Source organism: Mucilaginibacter terrenus, assembly GCF_003432065.1.
Taxonomy (GTDB): Bacteria; Bacteroidota; Bacteroidia; order Sphingobacteriales; family Sphingobacteriaceae; genus Mucilaginibacter; species Mucilaginibacter terrenus.
The window spans coordinates 1,796,912-1,820,773 of sequence record NZ_QWDE01000001.1; the positions used below are offsets into that span (position 1 = coordinate 1,796,912).

At 44.1% G+C, this 23,862-nt stretch carries 21 protein-coding genes; 15 read left to right on the top strand and 6 right to left on the bottom strand.

The window, feature by feature from the left end:
- Positions 1-102: 102 nt before the first annotated feature.
- Positions 103-717 (top strand): deoxynucleoside kinase, encoded by a 615-nt coding sequence (locus DYU05_RS07960; RefSeq protein ID WP_117382419.1) that lies wholly within the window; start codon positions 103-105, stop codon positions 715-717.
- Between the two features lie 234 nt (positions 718-951).
- On the opposite strand, the gene DYU05_RS07965 is transcribed toward DYU05_RS07960, so the two are convergent.
- On the bottom strand, positions 952-1,299 hold the full coding sequence (locus DYU05_RS07965) for a winged helix-turn-helix transcriptional regulator (protein ID WP_117382990.1): 348 nt from the start codon (positions 1,297-1,299) through the stop codon (positions 952-954).
- A 100-nt stretch (positions 1,300-1,399) separates the two neighbouring features.
- Here DYU05_RS07965 and DYU05_RS07970 point away from each other — a divergent pair, with 100 nt between their 5' ends.
- The 8 genes from DYU05_RS07970 (at position 1,400) to DYU05_RS08005 (ending at position 11,657) form a co-directional block, all read left to right on the top strand.
- The gene (locus tag DYU05_RS07970; protein ID WP_117382991.1) at positions 1,400-1,996 is read left to right on the top strand and encodes a short chain dehydrogenase; all 597 of its coding nucleotides are present in this window, start codon (positions 1,400-1,402) and stop codon (positions 1,994-1,996) included.
- A gap of 262 nt (positions 1,997-2,258) precedes the next feature.
- Positions 2,259-3,146, top strand: coding sequence for a dienelactone hydrolase family protein (locus DYU05_RS07975; RefSeq protein WP_117382420.1), 888 nt, complete (start codon positions 2,259-2,261; stop codon positions 3,144-3,146).
- A 63-nt stretch (positions 3,147-3,209) separates the two neighbouring features.
- Positions 3,210-3,641 carry a hypothetical protein gene (locus tag DYU05_RS07980; RefSeq protein WP_133300196.1) on the top strand — a complete coding sequence of 144 codons (432 nt, stop codon included), beginning with the start codon at positions 3,210-3,212 and terminating at the stop codon, positions 3,639-3,641.
- Between the two features lie 379 nt (positions 3,642-4,020).
- Positions 4,021-5,337: a M23 family metallopeptidase gene (locus tag DYU05_RS07985; protein ID WP_117382422.1), complete on the top strand. Its 1,317-nt coding sequence runs from the start codon at positions 4,021-4,023 to the stop codon at positions 5,335-5,337.
- A 42-nt stretch (positions 5,338-5,379) separates the two neighbouring features.
- Positions 5,380-6,483 carry an acyltransferase family protein gene (locus DYU05_RS07990; RefSeq protein WP_117382423.1) on the top strand — a complete coding sequence of 368 codons (1,104 nt, stop codon included), beginning with the start codon at positions 5,380-5,382 and terminating at the stop codon, positions 6,481-6,483.
- A 176-nt stretch (positions 6,484-6,659) separates the two neighbouring features.
- The gene (locus DYU05_RS07995; RefSeq protein ID WP_117382424.1) at positions 6,660-8,270 is read left to right on the top strand and encodes a CTP synthase; all 1,611 of its coding nucleotides are present in this window, start codon (positions 6,660-6,662) and stop codon (positions 8,268-8,270) included.
- 25 nt (positions 8,271-8,295) lie between these two features.
- The gene (gene yidC / locus DYU05_RS08000) at positions 8,296-10,137 is read left to right on the top strand and encodes a membrane protein insertase YidC (protein WP_117382425.1); all 1,842 of its coding nucleotides are present in this window, start codon (positions 8,296-8,298) and stop codon (positions 10,135-10,137) included.
- Positions 10,138-10,292: 155 nt separating this feature from the next.
- Entirely contained in the window at positions 10,293-11,657 is a 1,365-nt protein-coding gene (locus DYU05_RS08005) for an exonuclease domain-containing protein (RefSeq protein WP_117382426.1), read from the top strand.
- A gap of 42 nt (positions 11,658-11,699) precedes the next feature.
- Here the strand turns inward: DYU05_RS08005 and DYU05_RS08010 are convergent, their stop codons facing one another.
- Positions 11,700-12,437 carry a hypothetical protein gene (locus DYU05_RS08010; RefSeq protein WP_117382427.1) on the bottom strand — a complete coding sequence of 246 codons (738 nt, stop codon included), beginning with the start codon at positions 12,435-12,437 and terminating at the stop codon, positions 11,700-11,702.
- A gap of 119 nt (positions 12,438-12,556) precedes the next feature.
- On the opposite strand from DYU05_RS08010, the gene DYU05_RS08015 reads away from it, so the two are divergent.
- Complete coding sequence (locus tag DYU05_RS08015) at positions 12,557-13,117, top strand: pyridoxamine 5'-phosphate oxidase family protein (protein WP_117382428.1); 561 nt, start codon at positions 12,557-12,559, stop codon at positions 13,115-13,117.
- Positions 13,118-13,180: 63 nt separating this feature from the next.
- Here DYU05_RS08015 and DYU05_RS08020 read toward each other — a convergent pair whose 3' ends face one another.
- Together DYU05_RS08020 and pyrF are read right to left on the bottom strand one after the other, a co-directional pair.
- Entirely contained in the window at positions 13,181-15,157 is a 1,977-nt protein-coding gene (locus DYU05_RS08020; RefSeq protein WP_117382429.1) for an alpha/beta hydrolase family protein, read from the bottom strand.
- Positions 15,158-15,231: 74 nt separating this feature from the next.
- Positions 15,232-16,065, bottom strand: a complete 834-nt coding sequence (gene pyrF / locus DYU05_RS08025) for an orotidine-5'-phosphate decarboxylase (protein WP_117382430.1) — start codon at positions 16,063-16,065, stop codon at positions 15,232-15,234.
- Between the two features lie 244 nt (positions 16,066-16,309).
- Between pyrF and rho the strand changes: the two genes are divergently transcribed.
- From rho to purS, 3 genes are all read left to right on the top strand, one after another.
- Positions 16,310-17,962, top strand: coding sequence for a transcription termination factor Rho (gene rho / locus DYU05_RS08030; RefSeq protein WP_117382431.1), 1,653 nt, complete (start codon positions 16,310-16,312; stop codon positions 17,960-17,962).
- 90 nt (positions 17,963-18,052) lie between these two features.
- Positions 18,053-18,793, top strand: a complete 741-nt coding sequence (gene pssA, locus DYU05_RS08035) for a CDP-diacylglycerol--serine O-phosphatidyltransferase (RefSeq protein WP_117382432.1) — start codon at positions 18,053-18,055, stop codon at positions 18,791-18,793.
- Between the two features lie 13 nt (positions 18,794-18,806).
- Positions 18,807-19,088, top strand: a complete 282-nt coding sequence (gene purS / locus DYU05_RS08040) for a phosphoribosylformylglycinamidine synthase subunit PurS (RefSeq protein ID WP_235853972.1) — start codon at positions 18,807-18,809, stop codon at positions 19,086-19,088.
- Between the two features lie 115 nt (positions 19,089-19,203).
- Here purS and DYU05_RS08045 read toward each other — a convergent pair whose 3' ends face one another.
- The gene (locus DYU05_RS08045) at positions 19,204-19,578 is read right to left on the bottom strand and encodes an Hpt domain-containing protein (protein WP_117382434.1); all 375 of its coding nucleotides are present in this window, start codon (positions 19,576-19,578) and stop codon (positions 19,204-19,206) included.
- A gap of 22 nt (positions 19,579-19,600) precedes the next feature.
- Positions 19,601-20,080, bottom strand: a complete 480-nt coding sequence (gene folK / locus DYU05_RS08050; RefSeq protein ID WP_117382435.1) for a 2-amino-4-hydroxy-6-hydroxymethyldihydropteridine diphosphokinase — start codon at positions 20,078-20,080, stop codon at positions 19,601-19,603.
- A gap of 92 nt (positions 20,081-20,172) precedes the next feature.
- On the opposite strand from folK, the gene sppA reads away from it, so the two are divergent.
- Both sppA and DYU05_RS08060 read left to right on the top strand, forming a co-directional pair.
- A complete protein-coding gene (gene sppA, locus DYU05_RS08055; protein WP_117382436.1) occupies positions 20,173-21,963 on the top strand; it encodes a signal peptide peptidase SppA in 1,791 nt (596 codons plus the stop codon).
- 168 nt (positions 21,964-22,131) lie between these two features.
- On the top strand, positions 22,132-23,823 hold the full coding sequence (locus DYU05_RS08060) for a DNA polymerase/3'-5' exonuclease PolX (protein WP_117382437.1): 1,692 nt from the start codon (positions 22,132-22,134) through the stop codon (positions 23,821-23,823).
- Positions 23,824-23,862: the final 39 nt, after the last annotated feature.

A 23,862-nucleotide genomic window follows, 5' to 3' on the forward strand; every position in this document is an offset into this window, starting at 1 on the left:
GAGTGAACCTGAATTGACAAATCAAAGAATTTTAGATCGAGATACCTATAATTCAGCTAATTTATTAAATTCGACAAATCCGAGTTCAGACGAAATTATTTTATGCACATAGCTATCGTAGGAAATATAGGCGCCGGTAAAACCACCCTTACCGAAATACTGGCCAAAAATTATGGCTGGGACCCTTTGTATGAGGCGGTTGACAACAACCCTTACCTGGAAGACTTCTACAGCGAAATGAAACGCTGGAGCTTTAACCTGCAAATATTTTTCCTTAACAGCCGCTATCGCCAGATAGTTGAAATACAAAAAAGCGGGCGCAACATAATACAGGACCGCACTATATACGAAGATGCGTACATCTTTGCTGAGAACCTGCACGATATGGGACTCATGACCACTCGGGATTATGAGAACTATGAGAGCATGTTTAACAACATTACCGAGTTTATTAAACCGCCCGACTTGCTGGTTTACCTAAAAGCCTCGGTACCAACGCTTGTGAACAACATACAGCGCCGCGGCCGCGAGTACGAGATTGGCATCCGGATAGATTACCTCTCTAAACTGAACGAGAAGTATGATAAATGGATTAAGAATTACAAGCTGGGCAAGCTGCTGGTGCTGGACAAAGACAACCTTGACTTTGCCAACAATACCGAAGATATGGCCACCATTATACAAGCCATAGAACGCGAGATACACGGCCTGTTTTAGCCAAAAGTGTTCAGCTTTTTTTGTACCGGTGCAAGTTGAACACTTGTTTTTGAACGTTGCTTTACCTGCAAATTTTCATCTAAAAAGTCCGTTTCTGCAGCGTAGAGCTTATAAACACCTTTAATTTCCACACTTTTTTAGCTGGTTTTGCAAGCCTGTTTTATTGCTATTTGAAAATAAATTTGCAGTGAATAGGTATAAGTGCTATGGGCTATTTTTGACGACTTACATCGCCTATTTAGTACCCGGGATATTCTTCCTGCCCCAATCGGCAAAAAGCTCCATCATATCATTAAGCGAGCTGCCCTTTTCAGTCAACGTATATTCTACCCTGGGTGGTACCTCAGCAAAAACTTTACGGGTTATAATACCATCGGCCTCCAGCTCTTTCAAATGCCTCGACAATACCTTCAAGGCTATCCCCGATATGGTTTTATGAAGCTCCCCAAACCGTTTAGGGCCTGATATTAATACCCAAATAATCACGGGCTTCCACTTGCCGCCAACAATGTCTATTGCCGCAGTTATGGGGCATTCGCAAACCGGCGTTATTTTATTTTCAATTTTTTCTTTAACTAACATGCTGATAATTAACATTAGTAACCAAACTGTCAATACTAGACAGATATGCCATTACTTGACAAATGTACAGTATTGCCGTAATATTGTAAAAAAAATAATCATGAAGATAATTATTGTTGGTGCGAGTGGCACCATTGGCAAACATGTAACAGCAGCCTTGCAAAACGATCACGAAGTAATTAAAGTAGGTTCAAAAAGCGGCGACCTCCAGGTAGATATATCCTCGCCTGATTCAATTGAAAATCTGTACAAGCAGGCAGGCCAGTTTGATGCCCTGATAAATGTTAGCGGCGACGGCCATTTTGGTCCGCTTACCAGCATGAAAGATGCTGATTTTCGCATAGGTGTAGAGAGCAAGCTAATGGGGCAGGTAAACCTGGTATTAATTGGCCAGCATTTCATCAATCCTAAAGGATCGTTCACCCTTACCTCAGGCTCGCTTGCCGAAGACCCGATTGTGCTGGGCGCAAATCTGAGTGCAGTAAACGCTGCAGTTAACGGGTTTGTAAAAGGTGCAGCCATAGAACTGGAGAATGGTGTGCGTATAAACACCGTAGCGCCAACCGTGGTGGAAGAATCACCGGCTTATTTTCCATTTTTCCCGGGCCAAACGCCGGTAACTATGCAGCGTGTAACACAGGCTTATGTCAAGAGCGTGCTTGGCGCGCAAACCGGCCAGGTATATTTTGTATTGTAGAGGATTTTACGCCGTATAAGCGCCATTGCTTTCTCAAATCTGATCGTTTCTCACGCCTCATTGCAGGCGATAACAGGGGCAATCTCCGGCATAACAGTACCTTGTTATCTGTCGGAGATTGCTTTGTTTCTAACCACGATGTTTACAGTTGCTAAACCAGATACGTCGATAACAGAGACAACAATAAGTTGTCGATTTACTTTTCGGTGCGGGATAAACATATCGCCTCAATCCTTACATTTACATAAAACCATTTGCCATTATGGACCACCTTAAGAAAGAAGACATCAGCCAGGAAGTGTTTGATCTGTATGACGATTACGCGCACGACCGCATTAACCGCCGATCGTTTGTAGAGAAGCTGGGCATGTATGCCGTTGGCGGGCTTACTGTAACATCGCTCATGAGCTTTTTAATGCCGAAATACGAAGGCAACATACAGGTAAAGGCTGATGACCCGCGCCTCACTTCGGGTTACATTAACTATCCTTCACCTAAGGGAGGCGGTACAATAAAGGGTTTACTTTCTGAGCCTGCCGGCAATAAAAAGAAGCTGGGCGGCATTATTGTGGTGCACGAAAACCGCGGCCTTAACCCTTACATTGAGGATGTAGGCAGGCGCGCAGCACTTGCGGGTTTTATTTCGCTTGCGCCGGATGCATTAACCCCGCTGGGCGGTTACCCCGGTAATGACGACAAAGGCCGTGAGCTGCAAAGCCAGCGCAACAAGGCCGAAATGGAAGAAGACTTTATAGCAGCGTATGAGTACCTGCGCAACCATAAGGATTGTAACGGCAAAGTGGGTGTGGTCGGCTTTTGCTTTGGCGGGGGTATAGCCAACATGATGGCCGTACGCGTGCCCGGGCTTGCAGCTGCTGTACCATTCTACGGTGCACAGCCCGATGCTGCCGACGTACCAAAGATACATGCCCCATTAATGCTGCACTACGCCTCGCTGGATAACCGCATTACCGCAGGTTGGCCGGCTTACGAGGCAGCGCTAAAAGCTAACAACAAAAAGTACCAGGCGTTTATTTACGAGAATGTGAACCACGGTTTTCATAACGATACCACTCCGCGTTACGACAAAGCAGCCGCAGAACTCGCATGGCAGAGAACAATAGATTTTTTTAAGGCAAATTTAGGATAGTTATATACCGCCATTTTTTCAATACCAGTATATAAGATCATTAATTACGCATACCCTGCAACATTGACCACTCATAAATTACGATTGCTTGTTGTAGGAACAAGCATTATTTTATTTCTAATTTCTTTATTCTTCGATGCGATAACGATAGATTACGTGAGCATTCATCGTATTTCTTCAATCGATTATTTTGGAATGGGTGCTTTAGCAATTTTGGGTGGTGGTCTTCAGGAATTTTGTATCTGGCTGGCTAATCCGTTAGCGGTATTAACCATAGTTGGTCTTTTCAAGAACTTTCGTTTTACTATAGTAACATCTATTGCCGCCTTCTTGCTGGCACTTAGCTTTCTGAGCTGGAAAAATATACTTGGATCTGAAAGTGGAGTTATGGGAACAATAGTGTCATTTGAAGCCGGTTATTATTTATGGCTAAGCAGCATTATTGTGTTAATGCTGGGCACCAACTATTACTTTTATAAACTTACAAAAAGCTAAGCAGAGAAGAATTGATACTCATAATTCAAATACTTTTAACAATTATAGTACGCCGGACAACGATTTAGCTCAGTGCAGATTCCTTGAATCAAACTTTACTAATCGGACGGACCTGTTAGGTGACATATATAAAAGCAAGTTAAACCTTACTGACGCTGCATTAATAGCAGAACAAATTGTTGATAAGTGCATGGCAAACAATCTGTCGTTAGAGTTCCCTGAAAACCTGCCAAATCAAGTGCCCTCGATGACAATCAACAGCTGCGTCAATCGTAATCAACAACTTTCAGCTCTACCAGACGAGTTTACCTTCCCGATGATTTAGGATCGATAAAACCTTTAGTGTGGTGAACAGGTATTATCATTATAAGTTACCTGTATGTCACTACGTCAACTCCTCATATTAGTACTTCTTTCAGCCATTATGGCTTCCTGCTCCAAACGTGGTCCGCTGGCCATATTCCAAAAGCTGTCACCGCATGACGCTTACGCGCAAAAGCTCAAAGATGCCGGGCTTAGTAACTCGGCGCTGGGTGCTGCCTGGCTTAAACAAGCGGGGCAAACAATAGCCAATCCGCTAAACATCAATATACCGTACAAAGAAACCGGCTACTTCCCGGATGAAAGGGCAAGCGGCACAGCCCTGCGCTTTGATGCCAGGCGAGGGCAGAAGCTGCGCATCAGCATCACCAAAAAGCCGATAAGCAATTTCAACATCTACCTGGATCTGTTTAGCGAGAACCTGCCGGCTGCACCTAAACTAGCTGCATCAGCAGATACCACAGGCGCGGTAATGGAGTTTGAAGTAAAGGAAAGCGGCAAGTACATCCTACGCCTTCAGCCCGAACTGTTGCGCAGCGGCGAATATACCTTAACAATAACCACAGGGCCATCATTAAGCTTCCCGGTATCGGCATCGGGCAAGCCGCATATAGGCAGTTTCTGGGGCGACGGGCGCGACGAAGGCGGCAGAAAGCATGAAGGTGTTGATATTTTTGCACCGAAGCATACCCCGGCCATTGCGGCAGCAAACGGCACGGTAACCAGCGTAACAGCAAATAAGCTGGGCGGTAACGTAGTGTTCATGCATCCAGACAATGAAGATTACACCCTTTATTACGCCCACCTGGATGTGCAGATAGCCAAACCCGGCCAGACCGTATCCATCGGCGACACGCTTGGGCTTGTTGGCAATACAGGGAACGCGCGCACTACGCCGCCTCACCTGCACTTTGGTATTTATACTAATGGCGGCGCTATCGACCCACTGCCTTTTGTAAACAGGGAAGTAAAGGAACCTGCAGCTATATCTGCATCCTTAAAAAATCTAAGTGACACTGTACGCATTGCAGCCAGAACTGCAAAACTGTACAACATCCCGTCGGAAAAGGGCCTTGCTGTAAGTACGTTTACCCAGAACACCGCAATGACTGTTGAAGCCGCAACAGACAGTTGGTATAAGGTAAGCCTGCCCGATGGGCAACATGGTTATATCAGCAGCAGGAGTGTCACCGCCACGGATAACATCCGTAGCCTAACGCTAAAGGCAGATCAGCCATTGTACAACACGCCAGATAGGGCCTCTGCGGCCAGCAAGAAAGTGCTTGCTGCAGGTGAAAAAGTTAATTTGCTGGCTACCTACCGCAACTATTTACTAGTGAAAAGCAACGGCGACACGGGCTGGATAGCAGAGTAGTAACCATCTGCCTCAAAATAGAATTTACCTATATTTGAGGGTATGCCCAAACCGGACAAAGCCGTATTCCTTCCTTCTGATGCTATACTAAAAAGCCATTACCCATCATTAAATGGCTTGCGGGGCATATCCATCATCATGGTTGTGGTTGCGCACCTTCATCTTGGGGGTAATGAATGGATGTCCATGCTTTTTAACGGCTCGTTAGGGGTGAACATCTTTTTTGTGCTAAGCGGCTTTCTGATCACCTCGCTTTGTTTGAGAGAGCAAGATGCTACAGGCGGCTTACGGTTAACAAAGTTCTACACCCGTAGGGTCCTCCGGATATTCCCGATTGCTTATCTGTACCTGCTCGTGATGCTTGTACTTAACCTGATCTTTCAGCTTAGTATTAAATGGTTTCAGTTCGCCGGTGCAGCGGCCTATCTCATGAACTTCAGTTACTTCCGTTCGCATGACTTCTCCTGGTTTACGGGTCACTACTGGTCGTTGTCTGTAGAGGAGCAGTTCTACATTCTTTTCCCTATCATCCTAAAGATCAATCGCAAGGTGTTTTACTACTGTGTGCTGTTTATTGTGTTTGGCCTGCCTGTAGTATGTGCCTTGCAAGAGGTTTTTCCATCAATAAACAGCGGCTTGCCTTATTTTATCACCCACTACTTTATCAAGTTCCAGTCTATAGCTACCGGATGCCTGCTGGCCTTGTTGGTATTCCGTAAGGTGCTGGATCAAAGCTGGCTGCAAACAACAAAAGTGCCGGGCAACCTGGTAGCGCTGGTGCTGATAGTTTGGCTCCGGTTTGATGACTTTTACTCGGTAAAAGCAATTCTGACCAATGGCATCATTTCGCTGCTTACAGCCTATATAGTGGTTACCAACATTGTTCCGTCAGGCAACGTGTTCTATCGTTTTCTTAACCTTAAATGGCTGTCATTTATTGGCGTATTATCCTACAGTATCTATATCTGGCAGCAACTATTCACCTCCGGCGATGCCAGGTTATCTCTGTACGTGGTCTCGTGGCCGTTTAATCTCGTGTGGATTATAGTAGTGCCGGTGATCTCCTATTATGGTTTTGAAAGGTACTTTCTGAAATTGAAAAACAAATTCAAAGTAGTAAACGCCACGCAGGACAGTGGCATGTAGCTGGTATTCAGAATTACAGGTGTTTCAACTTTACCATACTTCCCTTTCAACAACACTCCCCTTTTCAACAATTGTAAATAGGTAGCCCAAAGCCCGCAAATTTTCTTACTTTTGTATCCCGTACACAAACATTTGGCTAAGGGGTAAAAGCCCGGCCATTTGATTCAAAAAAGATCATGACCAAATACATCTTTGTTACGGGCGGCGTTACATCGTCATTAGGAAAAGGCATTATTTCGGCCTCATTAGCTAAACTTTTACAAGCCCGCGGCTACCGGGTAACCATTCAAAAATTCGACCCCTACATCAACGTTGACCCCGGAACGCTTAACCCTTACGAGCATGGCGAATGCTATGTTACCGAAGACGGTGCCGAGACCGACCTTGATCTTGGCCATTACGAGCGTTTTCTGAACACGCCAACTTCACAGTCTAACAACATTACTACCGGCCGTATTTACCAGAACGTTATCAACCGCGAACGCGAAGGTGCATTCCTTGGAAAAACGGTACAGGTAGTACCGCACATTACCGACGAGATCAAACGCAACATGCGTATCCTAGGCGAAAGCGGCGATTATGATATCGTGATCACCGAAATAGGTGGGACCGTGGGCGATATTGAGTCGCTGCCGTTTGTAGAGGCTGTGCGTCAGTTTAAATGGGAAGCCGGCCCAAGCAATGCTTTAGTGATCCATCTTACGCTTATCCCCTTCCTGGCTGCAGCAGGCGAGTTAAAAACCAAACCTACCCAGCACTCGGTAAAGATGCTTCTGGAATACGGTATACAGCCGGATATACTGGTTTGCCGCACCGAGCACCACATAAATGCCGACATCAGAAAAAAAATCGCACTTTTTTGTAACGTAAACATCAATGCGGTAATCGAATCGATGGATGCATCTACCATATACGATGTACCATTGCTGATGCTGAAAGAACAACTGGATAAAACCGTACTTGCAAAACTAAAGCTGCCTGCCAAGAACGAACCTGATCTGGAAAGCTGGAAAGATTTCCTAGGCCGTCTAAAGAACCCTACATCCGAGGTGCGCATAGGCCTGGTGGGTAAGTATGTAGAACTTCCCGATGCATATAAGTCTATTATAGAGGCTTTCATACACGCCGGTGCTAAAAACGAGTGCAAGGTTAAGGTACAATATATACCATCGGAACAACTTACTGTTGAGAACGCAGTAGACAAGCTTAGAGGCCTTCACGGCGTGTTGGTTGCTCCTGGTTTTGGTGAGCGCGGTTTCGAGGGCAAAATAGAAGCTATACGTTACGTACGCGAGAATAACATTCCATTCTTTGGTATATGCCTGGGCATGCAGTGCGCAGTTGTAGAGTTTGGCCGCCACGTGCTTAATCTTGAAGGCGCCAGCAGTACCGAAATGAATGCTGATACCCCGCACCCGGTTATCGACATGATGGAAGATCAGAAAGGGATTACTGCGAAAGGTGGTACAATGCGCCTTGGCGCTTACCCTTGCGAACTTAAAAAGGGCAGTAAAGCAGCAGCTATATATGGTAAAAGCCGCATCAGCGAGCGCCACCGCCATCGTTACGAATTTAATAATACTTACCTGAAGGACTACGAAGCGGCAGGCTTAACACCATCAGGCATTAACCCTGATAATGGGCTTGTTGAGGTTGTAGAGCTTAAAAACCACCCGTATTTTGTAGGCGCCCAGTTCCACCCCGAATTAAAATCAACAGTTGCTAATCCGCACCCACTTTTTATTAACTTTGTCGCCGCTTCGCTGGCTTATGCCCGCAAGAACTAAAGGATATTAGTACGATACACAAATAATGGACAAAAATACATTTACAGGATTATTCCTGATCATGGTGATAATGGTAGTTGGCGTTTGGTGGATGAAACCATCAGAAGCCGAACTTAAAAAGAACCAGGAAATTGCTCACCAGGATTCGATAAAGAAAGGCTATATAAAAACTAAAACTGCGGCCAACGCAGCACAGTCGGCCAAAGCAGATACTTCTGCAACAGCACAAGGCGTGGTTGATTCTGCAGTACTTAAAGCTCCTTTCGGCGCAGCTACCGTTGGTAAAGACAGCATGATAACGCTGGAAAACAACGATATCAGCATAAAACTATCAACCAAAGGCGGTAACGTTTACTCGGCAGAACTTAAGAACTACAAAACGTATGACAAAAAACCACTTATTCTATTCAGTGGTGACAATAACGCGTTTGGCTTAACTTTTAGCGCCGCAGGTAAAGCTATCAACACCAACAGCCTTTACTTTAAGCCAAGTACAACCAGCTTAAAAGTTGCAGGCAGCGATTCTGCATCGCTTACTATGCGTTTAAGCTACAGCCCAACGCAGTATATCGATTATGTTTACAGCCTTAAGGGCACCGGTTTTAAAGTAGGCTTTACTATTAAACCTGTGGGTTTAGATCAGGTGATTGCCAACAGTGGTACCATAAACTTAAGCTGGGCTGCCAGCCTGCACAAACAGGAGCGCGACATCAAAATGGAGCGTACTTATTCTACCGTTTACTTTAAAAACACAGAAAACAGCGTAGATTATTTGAGCGAAACCAAGGACGACACCAAAGCTATAAACGACCAAAAACTACAGTGGATAGCTTTTAAGCAGCATTTCTTTTCAAGCGCCCTTATTGCCAAAGAAGGCGTAACTATCAGCAAGTCTAACCTGGCAGTGACCACCGACATTAACGACACTACTGATGTTAAGCAGATGAAAGCTGATATAGCTTTCAACCGCAACTCGCTGGGTGCTGTACCGCTGGAGTTTTATTTCGGACCAAATAGGTATTCTATACTAAAAGATCAGGGTTACGATCTGCAGAAGATAGTTAACCTGGGCTGGGGACCGCTTAAATACATCAACCAGTTTGCTACCCTGCCTATCTTTAACTTTCTGAATAACTTTAACATGAATTATGGTATTATCATCCTGATACTTACCGTGATACTAAAACTTGTGCTTTCACCGCTTACCTACAAGTCATACCTGTCTATGGCGAAGATGAGGGTTATTAAGCCGGAAATGGATGAGATAAAAGCTAAAGTTGGTGAAGACAACCCTACCCTGCTGCAGCAGGAATATCTTAAGCTTTACAAAAAAGCTGGTGTAAACCCGTTAGGCGGATGTTTGCCTTTGGTGATACAGATGCCGATAGTGATTGCGTTCTTCCGCTTTTTCCCGAGCTTATTTGAGCTCAGGGGTCAAAGTTTCCTTTGGATGCATGACCTGTCCACCTATGATGCGGTGATTAGCTTTTCACCAATTATGGGCGTTAGCCACATTAGTTTAATGTGTTTGCTGATGACCATCTCCACACTTATTTACACCTACTTCAACAACCAGATATCCGGAGCTACCGGGCAGATGAAGTATATTGGTTACATTACCCCGCTGGTGTTCCTGGTTACGCTTAACAGCTATCCTGCAGGTTTGAACTATTATTACTTCCTTGCTAATATGTTCACCTTCTTACAACAGTATCTTATCAAGTTTATGGTAGATGATAAGAAGATACATGCACAAATACAGGAAAACAAAAAGAAACCTGAAGACGCCAAAAAGAAGTCGGGCTTCAGCGCAAAACTTGAAGAAATGATGCGCCAGCAACAGCAGGTGCAGGCGAAGAAGAAATAAGTGTAATCTTAAATTAAATAAATAGCAAAGCCCGATAGTAAACTATTGGGCTTTTTGTTGAAAACTGCAAGATGTGTACTTTCCTCTTATCAACATCCGAAACTTTTTCAACATTTTATTAACTAATATAATTAGCAAATAGTTACATTTGATTTATGTACGCTATTGTGGATATTGAGACTACGGGGGGACATGCCAGCGCAAACGGCATAACGGAAATAGCTATTTGCATACATGATGGTAAAAAAGTAATCCGTCGTTTTGAGACTTTGGTAAATCCGCAACGCGACATTCCCGTTTACATACGGGCGCTTACCGGTATTACCAATGAAATGGTACAGGGTGCCCCTTCCTTTGAAGATGTAGCACACGAAATATTCCACCTGCTTAAAGGACACATTTTTGTAGCGCATAACGTCAATTTCGATTACTCCTTTCTAAGGTACCACCTAAACGCTGCCGGCTACGAACTCAACTGTAACAAGCTGTGCACGGTAAGGCTGGGCCGTAAGATAATGCCGGGCTTACTATCTTATAGCCTTGGAAAGCTTTGCAGCCATTTGGGTATACAAAACAACAGCCGTCACCGGGCCATGGGAGATGCAGCAGCCACTGCAGAACTCTTTAGCTTACTGCTTAAAACAGATGCAAACAACCACATTGGACAGGCATTAAAGCAAAACTCCAAAGAGCAGGTGCTGCCTGCTAACTTATCCAAAGCGGATATTGAGCGTTTGCCGCAGTCGCCAGGCGTTTACTACTTTCACGACCAAAAAGGCAAGGTAGTGTATGTAGGCAAGGCCAAAAACATCAAAAAACGGGTATGCAGCCATTTTACCGGCAATAACCCCGGGCAGCAAAGGCAGGAATTCCTGAAGAACATTTACAATATCAGCCACCAGGTATGCGGCACAGAGTTAATTGCTTTTGTGATGGAAGCTGTAGAAATAAAACGGCTTTGGCCTAAGTACAACCGCTCGCTTAAGCGGTTCGAGAATACCTACGGCTTGTATGCTTACGAAGACCAGCGCGGATACATCAGGCTTGCCGTAGACAAGCACCGCAAGCATATGCCGTCTGTTTACGCATGCAATTCGTTAGTGGAAGGCCATAACCTCCTTACCACACTGGTGGAGACCTATAGCCTGTGCCCAAAGTTGTGCTTCATACAAAAGAACGACGCTCCGTGCCTGGGTAATAACGTAAACTCCTGTGCCTGCGAAGGCCACGAAACGCCAGATGAATACAACACTAAAGTAACCGCGGCGATAGATGAGCTGAAACATGCCCTGCCTACCTTCGCCATACGTGATGAAGGCCGAACCAGCGATGAACACAGTTGTATATTGATAGAAAAAGGGCGTTTCTACGGAATGGGATATATATCGCACTATTTTGATGCTGATAACATTCAACAGTTGAAGAACCACCTTACCCCCTATCCTGGTAACGATTATATCAAAAATATGGTTACAGGCTATGCTTCGCGCTTCCCGGAACGGAAGATGGTGTTTGCGTAAGTATTTTGACGATATGTTCTTTGACACAGTTAAGGTCATTCGCTATAACAAAGATCGCCTGGGCTTTAACTTTTTAAATACGTCGTTTTTGGATAAGGTATCACCTACAATGAGGTACAGGGTACGCCCTTTTTTTATGAGCGCAAGAGGTAATTTGAGTTCGGTAAGGTTCAATGGCGGCAAAAGAGCGAAATTCATTGTAATCAAATACGCATTAGTCCCTGCGTTTACTTCAAATACACGTTTGCCGAATCCTAGGTAACCGATCTCTACAGTATTTACCTTCATTGCAGCAAAAGTCGCATTACCTAAAACATCGGTATACACTACCGGATCATTCCCATTCATGCGCAACGAAACCCCTGTCACAGGAGAATCATTTTGGTCCCGAATGGTTACCTTGACACTATCCTTCCCGTACCCGCCCTCAACAAGTTTGATCATTTGCATCGTGTCGATCACTGCTTTACGCAAATCAGCAATTAATTGAACTGTATCATTTTTCAGCCGCCACCTGCCGCAAACCTGTCCGCTACCCGTGATGTCGCTGAAGGTGTAATAGCCGACGGTACTATCGGACCCAAGGTCGATGAAAGACAGATTTGGACCGGGTCGATTCATTTGATGTCCATATAAACCTATGATATTTCTATCACAAGCTAACAGCAGGACCATAAACGCTGTCAGCACAAATAAACGTAAAGTAGTAGTACGCCCTGATATCTTACTTGTCTTGCCGTTCATGTAATGGAGTTGCCCCAGCAAGTTAATTAAAACCATAGCCAAAAAAGCAAACTGCTATTACTCGCTATGGTAGTAGTTGTTATTGAAGCAACTTCAAAACAAAAAATTTTCCAGACGGTTAATATCTTATCATTTACCTATAAATATAAGATACCATGGACAGTATTAATCAGCAACAACCTGAAGATAATTTCGAGAACCTTGAAGGCAACGATGCTTTCAAAAAAATAAAGGAAATGGCCGAAGGCGTTAGCTGCTTTTTTTGCAGCAACATAAAAACCGGCCTTCCGTTTTCAACCCGCCCTATGTCGCCACAAAAGATTGACGACAACGGCGACCTGTGGTTCCTAAGCGCGAACGACAGCCACAAAAACATGGAGATTGATACCGACCCAATGGTACAGCTGTTGTTCCAGGGATCAAAATATTCTGATTTCCTGATGATTTATGGAATAGCCGAAATCAGTACCGACAAAGAGAAAATTAAAGAACTTTGGGAACCAATTTTGAAAACGTGGTTTACCGAGGGGGAAGACGACCCGCGTATCACCGTAATAAAAGTATCGCCCACACAAGGTTATTATTGGGACAACAAGCATGGTAATGCAGTAGCATTTGCCAAGCAGCTTGTTGGTGCAGCTGTAGGAAAAACACTTGACGACTCGATAGAAGGCAAGTTAGAAGTGACTGACGATACACAGATCAGCGAAAGCTAAGAACTGTAAAGGCCCAAATGAAAAAGAGGTTAGTTTTAAACTAACCTCTTTTTTGCGTTAAGACTATTTAAGATATTTATCAAACCACTTTATGTAGCGGTCTACCCTGTCTACCTGGTAACTTGGGGTGCTGATCCCGTGGAACTGGTTAGGGTAAAGTATCAGCTCTGCATCTATCCCCAACGACTTTAGTGCCTGGTACATGTGCTCGCTGCCTGCAGTTGGTACATTAAAGTCTTTTAAGCCCGACATGAACAGCACAGGCGTTTTTATCCTGTCTGCATGATAGAACGGGTATGATATTTTGGTGTAAACATCGGGGTTCTTCCATGGTTGCCCTAACTCGTTATCGTATTGTAATACATACTGATCAATACCATAATTAGCGACTTGCAATGCGCTGCCTGCGCCACTTGCCGCTGCTTTAAAGCGCGTGTCTGAAGCAATCATGAAATCGGTTAGAATACCGCCATAACTCCAACCGCCTACACCCAATTTATCAGGATCGGCAATGCCGCGTTTTACTAACTCGTCCACAGCACCCTGCAGGTCAATCACCTCTTTGTTTCCCCAATCTGCGTTTATAGCACGGGTATACTCAATACCCCTGCCCGAGCTGCCTCTGTAATTAACGGAAGCCACTGCATACCCGGCCGCTGCAAGCGCCTGGGAAGTAGCGTCAAACCCGTAATCGTCCTGTCCAACAGGGCCGCCATGTATAAACAATATGAACGGAAGCTTTTTAGTGCTTGTACTATCCTGGCGGTACAAAATGCCCGATACCTTAGTACCATCTTTACTGGTGGACTGAAAAGGCATTGCCTGCGCAAATTGTACATCTTTTGACCATTCCTGCTGATGGTGGGTTAACCTTCTCAATTTATTACCCTCCAGTGCATACAATTCAAAGGGCATACGCGGCGTACTAACGCTTACCAGCCAATTTCCTGCAGAGTGCGCGATGACGTCGTCCAGGTTTATTTTGCCACGGGTGCTCTGCATTACGCTTATCTTTCTGCTCTGCAGGTTGTAAACAGCGGCATAACGTTCGCGGTCATCGTCTACCAAAAAGGCTATGCTTTTGCCGTCCTTGCTCCACTCGGGGCTTGCCGCCGGCCGGTCAATTTCTTTACTAAGCAGTTTATTATCGCTGCCATCAGCATTCATCAGGCACAAAATATTCTCATCATACATGTTATAACCTTCGCTATCCTGGCGCAAGTAAGCTATGTATTTACCGTCCGGGCTCCATCGCGGGCTAACATCATGCCCTTTCCAGGTGGTTAGCTGTTTTACGTTACCGCCGGCGCGTGCTTCAATGGTAAATATATCCGTATTCTCGCTGCGGTCGGGGTCGGCATCCCTGTTGCTTACAAATACAATGCTTTTTCCGTCAGGTGACCACAATGGGGACGATTCATCAAACTTGCCTTTTGTAAGCGTGTCCAGCTTTTTGGTCTCGATATTAAAGATATACAGGTGGGTATGCAGGTTTTCAAGGTACCCCTCGTAATCCTGTTTAAAGTGATAACGGTCTATAACAATTGGCTTAGGCGTTTTCGGCGCATCCTTGCCGTTGTTTTCAGGATCCTGAATCACCATTACCAGCTTTTTTCCGTCATGACTCCACTCGTAAGAGCCCAGATCACCTTTTATGTCGGTAACCTTTTTGGCTTCCCCACCGCGCCTGTCCATCAGCCATAATTGCGAGCCGTTCTTAGATTCACGGGATGAAAGGAATGAGATGTACATGCCATCCGGGCTCCACTTAGGCCGCGATGCAGGTTCGGCACCGTGGGTAAGCTGTATGGATTGTTTGCCGTCCCAGCTTTGCATCCAAAGATGAGATACCCGCTTGTCTTTAGCAGTATCCACCGTAGACACGCTATAAGCAACCCACTTGCCATCCGGCGATATCTCAGCACTGCTTAAAGCAGGTATTTTGTAAAAATCGCTTGTTTTGAAAGTTTTCGAAGGCGTTTGAGAAAAGGCCGGAACTGCTAAAACAGCTAGCAGCAATGCAAGTATAGTTCTTTTCATATCGACAATGGATTTGTTTGTAATTTAAACAATTGTCAATACAAAAAGCAAGATGATGCGGATTTTACATCAATTTATATGATCCCGGCTTTTTGCAATTCAGCTTCCATTTGCTTTTGCAAACTTAGCGCTTCCGCACGAGCAGCTTCTGCAAAGTCCTCGCCGTTGCTGGCGTATATGATGGAACGGGAGGCATTTACTATTAACCCGCAATCGGGTGTCATCCCATATTTACATACTTCTTCCAGACTTCCACCCTGTGCACCAACACCAGGCACCAACAGGAAATTGTCCGGCGCGTATTTGCGAATGTTGGTGAATTCGGTGCTTTTGGTGGCGCCAACCACAAACATCAGCCTGTCTGCGCCGGCCCAGGTATTAGCTTTTTGTATCACTGTTTCATACAGGAAGCCGTTCCCTGTCTCCAGATATTGAAAATCTTTACTACCAACAGAAGATGTAAGCGCGAGGATGATCACCCATTTGCCATCGTACTTTAAGTATGGTGTAACACTATCATTGCCCATGTACGGGGTTACGGTGATTGCATCAAACCCCATTCCTGTGGTTTCTTCATTAAAAAAAGCTTTCGCGTAATTATCTGAAGTGTTGCCAATATCGCCACGCTTAGCGTCTATTATGCTTAAGCAATCCTTAGGCAGGTATTTATAAGTATCAATTAGGCTTTGCAGTCCTTTTATTCCCATTGCTTCATAAAAAGCAGCGTTGGGTTTATATGCGATACAAAGGTCCTGTGTTGCGTCAATGATCCTTCTGTTGAATTCCAACACCGGATCGGGATAACTTTTTAAAAAATCGGGAATTTTATCTACATCTGTATCCAGGCCTACGCATAAAAAGGATCGTTTTAACTTAATTTGATCGATTAATTTCTCTCTGGATAGCATAAGTGTCAGACTTGAGTAATTCGCACCAAAAAAACTAAAAAATATGCTAGTAATGTTAATTTATTAATAAATTTGCATTTAAAGATAATTTCATTAAAATTGCACTGTTTTCCCTTGCAGCTTCTTGCACTAAAGAAACAATTTTTATCCCACGTCACTTATTGCTGATACTTGCTGGCTTAAATATTGTGAATAAGGGTTGACCATCTTTCAACTAAAATCCTTTTGAACTATAATTCATATCATGTCTGATACAATCGAATTGAACGACAAACTCGTTTCTGAGTTGCGCGAAATTGCTAAAAGTTTAGGTATTGCTGAAGCTGATGAGCTTAGAAAAGCCCAGCTAATAACTGCCATAAACGATCAGCAAAACCTGATTGAGGTAGCGCGCCAGCAACAGAGTACTGTTGACAATAACTATACACCAAAAACCTCATCTCCTGAACCTGAGACTTCTACCGCAGAAGAAGATGACAAGCCGCGCAAACGTACACGCAGCGTAAAAAGCACTACTAAGATAGAAAAGCGCCAGGAGGTGCCTTTAAAAGATACAAACGACCAGTTTAACGAAGCTGACGATCAGCCGCAACCTACCGGCGAACAACCTGGTACGGTAAAGGAAACCCCTGCTCCGGTTACCGAGCAAGCTGACGAGAACCAGATCACTACGCCGGAACAACCTGCAGCACGGCCGCAGAAATTTGATCGCCGTGCAAATAATAATAACAACAACAACCAAAATCAGCAAAAATCGCAGGAACCTGCAATCAACCTTGATTTTGATAATGTGATAGTAAATGAAGGCGTACTGGAAATTATGCCTGATGGCTACGGCTTCCTTCGCTCTTCAGATTATAATTACCTAACCTCTCCTGATGATATTTACGTATCGCAGTCGCAGATAAAACTTTTTGGTTTAAAAACCGGCGATACAGTTCGTGGCAGCATACGCCCGCCGAAAGAAGGTGAAAAGTATTTCCCACTGGTACGTGTAGAAGCCATTAACGGCCGTATACCTGCAGAAGTGCGCGATCGGGTTCCGTTTGATCACTTAACACCGCTTTTCCCTTCGGAGAAATTGTCGTTGTTTACTGACGCGAACAATTATTCCACCCGCATCATGGACCTTTTCTCTCCTATAGGTAAAGGTCAGCGCGGTTTAATTGTAGCACAGCCAAAAACAGGTAAAACCATGTTGTTGAAGGATGTGGCAAACGCAATAGCTAAAAACCACCCTGAAGTATACCTGATTATATTACTGATAGACGAACGCCCCGAAGAGGTTACCGATATGGCACGCAGCGTACGCGCCGAAGTGGTTTCATCTACATTTGATGAACCGGCCGAACGCCACGTTAAGATAGCCAACATCGTGTTGGAAAAAGCAAAACGCATGGTAGAATGCGGCCATGACGTGGTTATCCTGCTCGACTCGATTACCCGTTTAGCACGTGCTTACAATACGGTAGCCCCTGCTTCAGGTAAAATATTATCAGGTGGTGTGGATGCAAACGCATTGCATAAACCTAAACGTTTCTTTGGTGCGGCACGTAACATTGAAGATGGCGGCTCACTTACCATTATCGCTACTGCACTTACGGAGACCGGCTCTAAAATGGACGAAGTTATCTTTGAAGAATTTAAAGGTACCGGTAATATGGAGCTTCAGTTGGATCGCAAACTGTCTAACAAACGTATTTTCCCGGCTATCGATATTACCGCATCAAGCACCCGTCGCGATGATTTGCTGTTAGATCGTGAGACCTTGCAACGTATCTGGATACTGCGTAACCACCTTGCCGATATGAATTCTCAGGAAAGTATGGAGTTTTTACAGGCGCAAATACGTGGCACAAAAACCAACGAAGAGTTTTTGATCTCGATGAACTCATAATATAATTAGGTATATGGAGTTATAATTTAGCACAAGGTTAACTTATAACTCCATGTTATTTCCAAAAATATTGATACCTTCATAACCAATATGAAGAGGCGGGTTAAAAAACATCTTCCTAATGCCATAACATGCGCAAACCTGTTTAGCGGATGTGTGGGCATTGTTTTTGCCTTCCAGGATAACCTGGTTATAGCGGCTTATGCCATTTTCCTGGCAGCTATATTTGATTTTTTTGATGGTTTTGCAAGCCGGGTTTTAAACTCGCAGTCGTGCATCGGTAAGGATCTCGATTCCCTGTCAGACATGGTGAGCTTCGGCGTATTGCCATCAGCAATTGTATACGAGCTGTTACTGCGTGCACCGCAAGTCCCGGGCTTTAGTGAGTACTTTAATTATCTGGCGTTCCTGCTGGCGGTTTTTTCTATGCTCAGGTTAGCCAAATTCAACACTGATACGCGGCAGGCAGACAGTTTTATTGGCCTCCCTACCCCTGCTAATGCTATATTAATAGCATCATTCCCATTAATATTACAGCAATACGAGGGTTTTGCCCGTTATATTTTAAACCCATATGTGCTGGTTTGTTTTATAGCGCTAATGTGCACTCTTTTGGTTGCCGAAATTCCGCTTATGTCGCTCAAATTCAAAAACAGCGATTTTAACAAAAACTTTTACCGCTATTTATTACTGCTGTTCTCGGCAATACTCATACTATTTTTTAAATTTGCGGCAGTTCCGGTGGTTATCGTTATGTATATCACCTTGTCGTTAATTCAACTTAAATTTGCAAACGAAGGTATGATGAGCAGCTCGCACAAACAAAGCTAGCAAACTACATACTTTGTTAAAACACACATTCCCGCTGATGAAAAAGTTCCTGGCCGAAATAGATGTAATGCCGAAAAAAGAAATATTAGACCCTCAGGGCAAAGCCGTTACCGGCAGCATGAAAAACCTGGGTTTATCTGAAATCCAGAACGTACGCATAGGCAAACACATTTCTCTTGAAATTGAAGCTGACAGCACCGAAGCTGCAAGTGCAAAAGTAGACCAGGCTTGTAAAAACCTTTTAGCCAACCTCATAATGGAAAGCTACAGCTTTAAATTGGAAGAAGTAGCTTAAGTAAGCCGAGAGCTAGAGGCCAGAGAAAGATATTATATAAACAGAAAAGGCAACCGATATGGTTGCCTTTTCTGTTATACTAACTTTATATTTTAAGCTTTCCGCTTGTGTTAGCTTAAAGGTTTGCTTCTTTTTCTTTTTTAATTTTCTCCAGCTCTACCAGGTTGTTGTTCACCATCGTTTTTACAGCATTAAATTTTTCTGTAATCTCAGCCGGGTTTTCTGCTCCCATCTTGCAGGCAATCTCCACTTGTTGTATGGTTTCCTGGCTCCATGGCATTCCAAAAAAGCCCAGGTTTGGTTTCAATTTATGTGCAGACTGCGCCGCTGTCTGCCAGTCCTGGCTGTTTATGGCACCTTCTATAGCGCTAAGTAACTGCGGTGTCTGGTCAAGGAACATGCCTATCGAGTCAACAATAAAGTCGTCGCTTCCATCGGCTATCTCATACAAAAAGGCAAGATCAAGGTCTTGAGCTGGTAAATCGGTCATTGTACAGGTTTATCATTCAAAATTATAACTTTTTTACTATCAAGCTATCCTTTAGAGAACTTTTGAGTGCTAAAATATTTTTATTAAGTACAGGATGAATAAGGTACGGCGCTATCTCTGCCAATGGCTCTAACGTAAACCGCCGGTTTTGCAGCTGCGGATGAGGGATAATAAGGTTGGGGTTATTAATCACCTCATTACCGTAAAAAAGGATATCGATATCTATTGTCCTTGCTCCCCATTTCACCATCCGTTTCCGCCCCATTTGCTGTTCTATATTCAATATCCGCGTTAACACCTCTGCTGGTGGTAAAATAGTTTGTAATACAATCACCTGGTTTAGGTAATCCGGCTCATCCGTCTTTCCCCAGGATTGCGTCTCGTAAACCGACGAACTTTTTACTACAGGCGCTATTTGTTGTGTTATCAGCCGAATTGCCTCCTGCAAAAACAAGTGGCGGTCGCCAAGGTTGGTACCCAACAGTAAAAAAACATCAATCATTGTTGTAACAATTATTACACAAGTAGCTCTTAACTTAAAGTAGCACCACCTATTTTAGTAAGTTTGCATAGATAAATGATTTATAGCAGTTAATGAAACAATTCTTTAAATACGTACTCGCCACAATTACCGGCATCGTTATATCAACAATAATCCTGGCAGTGTTATTCGTGGTTATTATTGGTGGCATTATAGCATCAGCCGGATCTGATAAAGCTCCTGAAGTAGCTTCTAATTCTATTCTACACATCAAACTGGACAGGGCTATTGCCGAACGTACACCCAATAACCCGTTTTCAGGACTTGGCTTTCTGGGTTTCGACAGTGACAAGACACCTGGCTTAAACGATATACTGGCAAGTATTAAAAAAGCCAAGAGCGACGACGATATCAAGGGCATCTTCCTGGACGAAAGCTATATGCTATCCGGCCAGGCTACTACCGAAGAGATCCGCAACGCGCTTATTGATTTTAAACGTTCCGGCAAATTTGTAATAGCTTATTCAGAGATATATACTCAGGGATTTTACTACCTGGCATCTGTAGCAGATAAGGTTTACGTTAACCCAAACGGGATATTTGAATTTAGGGGCTTTAGTTCAGAAGTTACCTTTTTAAAAGGCGCGCTTGATAAACTGGGCATTGAAGCACAAATTATAAAAGTGGGGACTTACAAAAGCGCGGTTGAGCCATTCTTTTTAACAAAAATGAGTGACGCTAACCGCCTGCAGGTTACCTCCTATTTAGGGTCAATGTATGATCATTTCCTTTCCGGAATTAGTAAATACCGCCATATTGGTAAAGATTCTTTATTCAACTACGCTAACAATGGCGTAATACAGGAGCCTGCTGACGCGCTTAAATACAAACTGGTGGACGGCTTGAAGTATAAGGACGAGATATTGAGCGACCTTAAAGAGCGCACTGATACTAAACAGAAGGACAATTTAAAAAGTATTGAAATTGGCGAATACGCCAAAACTGCACCCAAACGTGACGACGACGATGATAAAAAATCATCATCGGGCGACAAGATAGCTGTTGTTTACGCATCCGGCGAGATCAACGGCGGTGATGGCGACGACAATACCATTGGTTCTGAAAATTTATCAAAGGCTATTCGCAAAGCACGTACAGATGATAAGGTTAAAGCCGTGGTATTGAGGGTTAATTCTCCGGGCGGCAGTTCATTAGCATCGGACGTGATCTGGCGTGAAGTAATGCTTACTAAGAAAGTAAAGCCGGTTATTGTATCTATGGGCGATGTTGCGGCATCAGGCGGGTATTACATTGCCTGCGCAGCCGACTCTATAATTGCCGAACCAAATACTATTACGGGTTCCATAGGCATCTTCGCTGTATTGCCTAATATGCAAAAGTTCTTTAATGATAAACTGGGAGTAACTTTTGATGGCGTGAAGACCGGCAAATACGCCGACTTGGGCGATGTAAGTCGTCCACTCTCTCCCGAAGAGCGCGCGCTGCTGCAAAAAAGCGTGAACCACGGTTACGACACTTTCACCAAAGCTGTGGCCAATGGTCGCCATAAAACACAGGAGTACATCAACTCTATTGGCCAGGGCCGCGTTTGGACAGGCGAACAGGCATTGAAGATTGGCCTGGTTGATCGTTTAGGAAACATCAGCGACGCTGTTAATGCTGCTGCAAAGAAAGCGGGAATAAGCGACTATAAACTGGTAAACTATCCTGAGCAGAAGAGCATATTTAAACAGTTTGGCGACGGTTTTTCTACACATGTAAAAGTGCATTTCGTGAAAGCAGAGCTTGGCGAAAACTACAAATATTACGAGCAGATAAAAGGCGTAACGCAAATGATGCGCACACCACAGGCACGGTTACCATACAACGTAGTTATTAAATAGATGAGGTTTAAGAGTACCTTCTAATAAGATTTTAATAACTATTTAAAAAAGCTGCCTTGGGCAGCTTTTTTTGTTGGTAAGCACCGTCCGGTAAAACACCTGTGTATAGCAGTTGTTAAATGATGGTACAACTTCTATTTGCTTTTGTACTTTTGCTGATAACCAATTATGGAAAATAAGCCTGTCGCCCGTACGCTCCGTTTGCTTTCGCAATTAATGGAATTGCATGACGAGAATCCCTTTAAAATAAAATCACTGGCAAATGCTGCTTTTAAGGTAGATAAACTACCCTACCCGGTAGCAGGTAAAACATTGGACGAGCTTTCTAAAATAGACGGCATTGGCAAAAGCACGGCCACCAAAATATGCGAGTTGCTTGAAACAGGATCCATAACCGACCTGCAGGATCTTATCAGCCAAACACCTGAGGGTATTGTAGAAATGATGGGCATTAAGGGGATTGGGCCTAAAAAGGTTGCCATTATTTGGAAAGAGTTAGGCATAGAGAACATTGGTGAACTTTACTACGCTTGTAACGAAAACCGGCTTGTAGAAGCCAAAGGATTTGGGCTGAAAACACAGGAAGAGATCCGTAAGGTGATTGAATTCCGGATGGCCGGAAACGGCAAGTTTTTGTACGCCCAGGTAGAAGCGGAAGCGACGTTGCTAATGGACGAAATAAAAGGAGTTTTCCCAGACGCACTAAAGCATTTTGCAGGCGAGTTCCGCCGGTTGAATGAGATCATATCTGAGCTGGTAATTGTTGTAGGCAGTATTAACCAGCAAGTTGCCTTTGATGCGCTGGCGCAATCAAATATTCTGAAGAATGTATCACTTAATGGGAACCACATTGGTGGCGAACTGAGCAACGGTTTATTGGTTGATATCATCTGTGTACAAAAAGCCGACTATTACAAGCAACTCTTCATCAGCACCGGGAACGACGAGCATGTTGATGCTGTGATGAAACGCATCAGCAACGATCTTGAGCTGCCATCAAGTGAAGAATTGATTTACCAAAAGGCAAACCTGAGCTGGATGCAGCCGGAGCTACGTGAAGGTGACACCTTTATAGATAAGGCTAATAATGATGCATTACCTACCCTCATCACCCTGCACGACCTTAAGGGAACGATGCACAACCATAGTACCTGGAGCGATGGCGTAAACACGCTGGAAGAAATGGCCATTTACTGCCGGGACGAATTAAAGCTGGAGTATTTGGGGATAAGCGATCACAGCAAAAGTGCCTTTTACGCAAAAGGATTAAGTATTGAGCGGGTATTGCAGCAGCACGAAGAAATTGATCATCTTAATAGAAAACTTGACGGTTTTCAAATCTTCAAAGGTATCGAGTCTGACATCCTGAACGATGGTTCATTAGATTACCCGGATGAAATACTGCATCGCTTCGATTTCATAGTTGCCTCGATACACTCCAATCTGAAGATGAGTGAGGAAAAGGCGACTGCCCGATTGATAAAAGCAATAGAAAACCCATATACTACCATTCTGGGCCACCCCACCGGCAGGCTGCTGCTGAGTAGAAAAGGTTATGATATTGACTATGCCAAAGTGATTGATGCATGTGCCGCAAACGGAGTTGTAATAGAAATTAACTCAAACCCTTTACGGTTGGACCTAGACTGGCGCTGGCATCAATATGCGCTCAACAAAGGTGTTATGCTTTCAATAAACCCAGATGCGCATCGAAACTCCGGCTTCCACGACATGGAATTTGGTGTGAATGTTGCCCGCAAAGGCGGATTGAGCCGCGAAATGTGCATGAATGCCTTATCTTTGGATGAGATAACAAAAGTGTTTGCAAAGAAAAAGGCAGGCGCAGCAGTTTCGCGTTAGGGATTGCAGCGGATACCGGCTTGTGGATAAGGCTTGCAG

What these genes read in the sequence shown, in the direction of transcription:
- DYU05_RS07960 (WP_117382419.1), top strand. Translation starts at nt 103, where the DNA reads ATGCACATAGCTATCGTAGGAAATATAGGCGCCGGTAAAACCACCCTT.
- DYU05_RS07965 (WP_117382990.1), bottom strand. Translation starts at nt 1,299, where the DNA reads ATGTTAGTTAAAGAAAAAATTGAAAATAAAATAACGCCGGTTTGCGAA.
- DYU05_RS07970 (WP_117382991.1), top strand. Translation starts at nt 1,400, where the DNA reads ATGAAGATAATTATTGTTGGTGCGAGTGGCACCATTGGCAAACATGTA.
- DYU05_RS07975 (WP_117382420.1), top strand. Translation starts at nt 2,259, where the DNA reads ATGGACCACCTTAAGAAAGAAGACATCAGCCAGGAAGTGTTTGATCTG.
- DYU05_RS07985 (WP_117382422.1), top strand. Translation starts at nt 4,021, where the DNA reads ATGTCACTACGTCAACTCCTCATATTAGTACTTCTTTCAGCCATTATG.
- DYU05_RS07990 (WP_117382423.1), top strand. Translation starts at nt 5,380, where the DNA reads ATGCCCAAACCGGACAAAGCCGTATTCCTTCCTTCTGATGCTATACTA.
- DYU05_RS07995 (WP_117382424.1), top strand. Translation starts at nt 6,660, where the DNA reads ATGACCAAATACATCTTTGTTACGGGCGGCGTTACATCGTCATTAGGA.
- yidC (WP_117382425.1), top strand. Translation starts at nt 8,296, where the DNA reads ATGGACAAAAATACATTTACAGGATTATTCCTGATCATGGTGATAATG.
- DYU05_RS08005 (WP_117382426.1), top strand. Translation starts at nt 10,293, where the DNA reads ATGTACGCTATTGTGGATATTGAGACTACGGGGGGACATGCCAGCGCA.
- DYU05_RS08010 (WP_117382427.1), bottom strand. Translation starts at nt 12,437, where the DNA reads ATGGTTTTAATTAACTTGCTGGGGCAACTCCATTACATGAACGGCAAG.
- DYU05_RS08015 (WP_117382428.1), top strand. Translation starts at nt 12,557, where the DNA reads ATGGACAGTATTAATCAGCAACAACCTGAAGATAATTTCGAGAACCTT.
- DYU05_RS08020 (WP_117382429.1), bottom strand. Translation starts at nt 15,157, where the DNA reads ATGAAAAGAACTATACTTGCATTGCTGCTAGCTGTTTTAGCAGTTCCG.
- pyrF (WP_117382430.1), bottom strand. Translation starts at nt 16,065, where the DNA reads ATGCTATCCAGAGAGAAATTAATCGATCAAATTAAGTTAAAACGATCC.
- rho (WP_117382431.1), top strand. Translation starts at nt 16,310, where the DNA reads ATGTCTGATACAATCGAATTGAACGACAAACTCGTTTCTGAGTTGCGC.
- pssA (WP_117382432.1), top strand. Translation starts at nt 18,053, where the DNA reads ATGAAGAGGCGGGTTAAAAAACATCTTCCTAATGCCATAACATGCGCA.
- DYU05_RS08045 (WP_117382434.1), bottom strand. Translation starts at nt 19,578, where the DNA reads ATGACCGATTTACCAGCTCAAGACCTTGATCTTGCCTTTTTGTATGAG.
- folK (WP_117382435.1), bottom strand. Translation starts at nt 20,080, where the DNA reads ATGATTGATGTTTTTTTACTGTTGGGTACCAACCTTGGCGACCGCCAC.
- sppA (WP_117382436.1), top strand. Translation starts at nt 20,173, where the DNA reads ATGAAACAATTCTTTAAATACGTACTCGCCACAATTACCGGCATCGTT.
- DYU05_RS08060 (WP_117382437.1), top strand. Translation starts at nt 22,132, where the DNA reads ATGGAAAATAAGCCTGTCGCCCGTACGCTCCGTTTGCTTTCGCAATTA.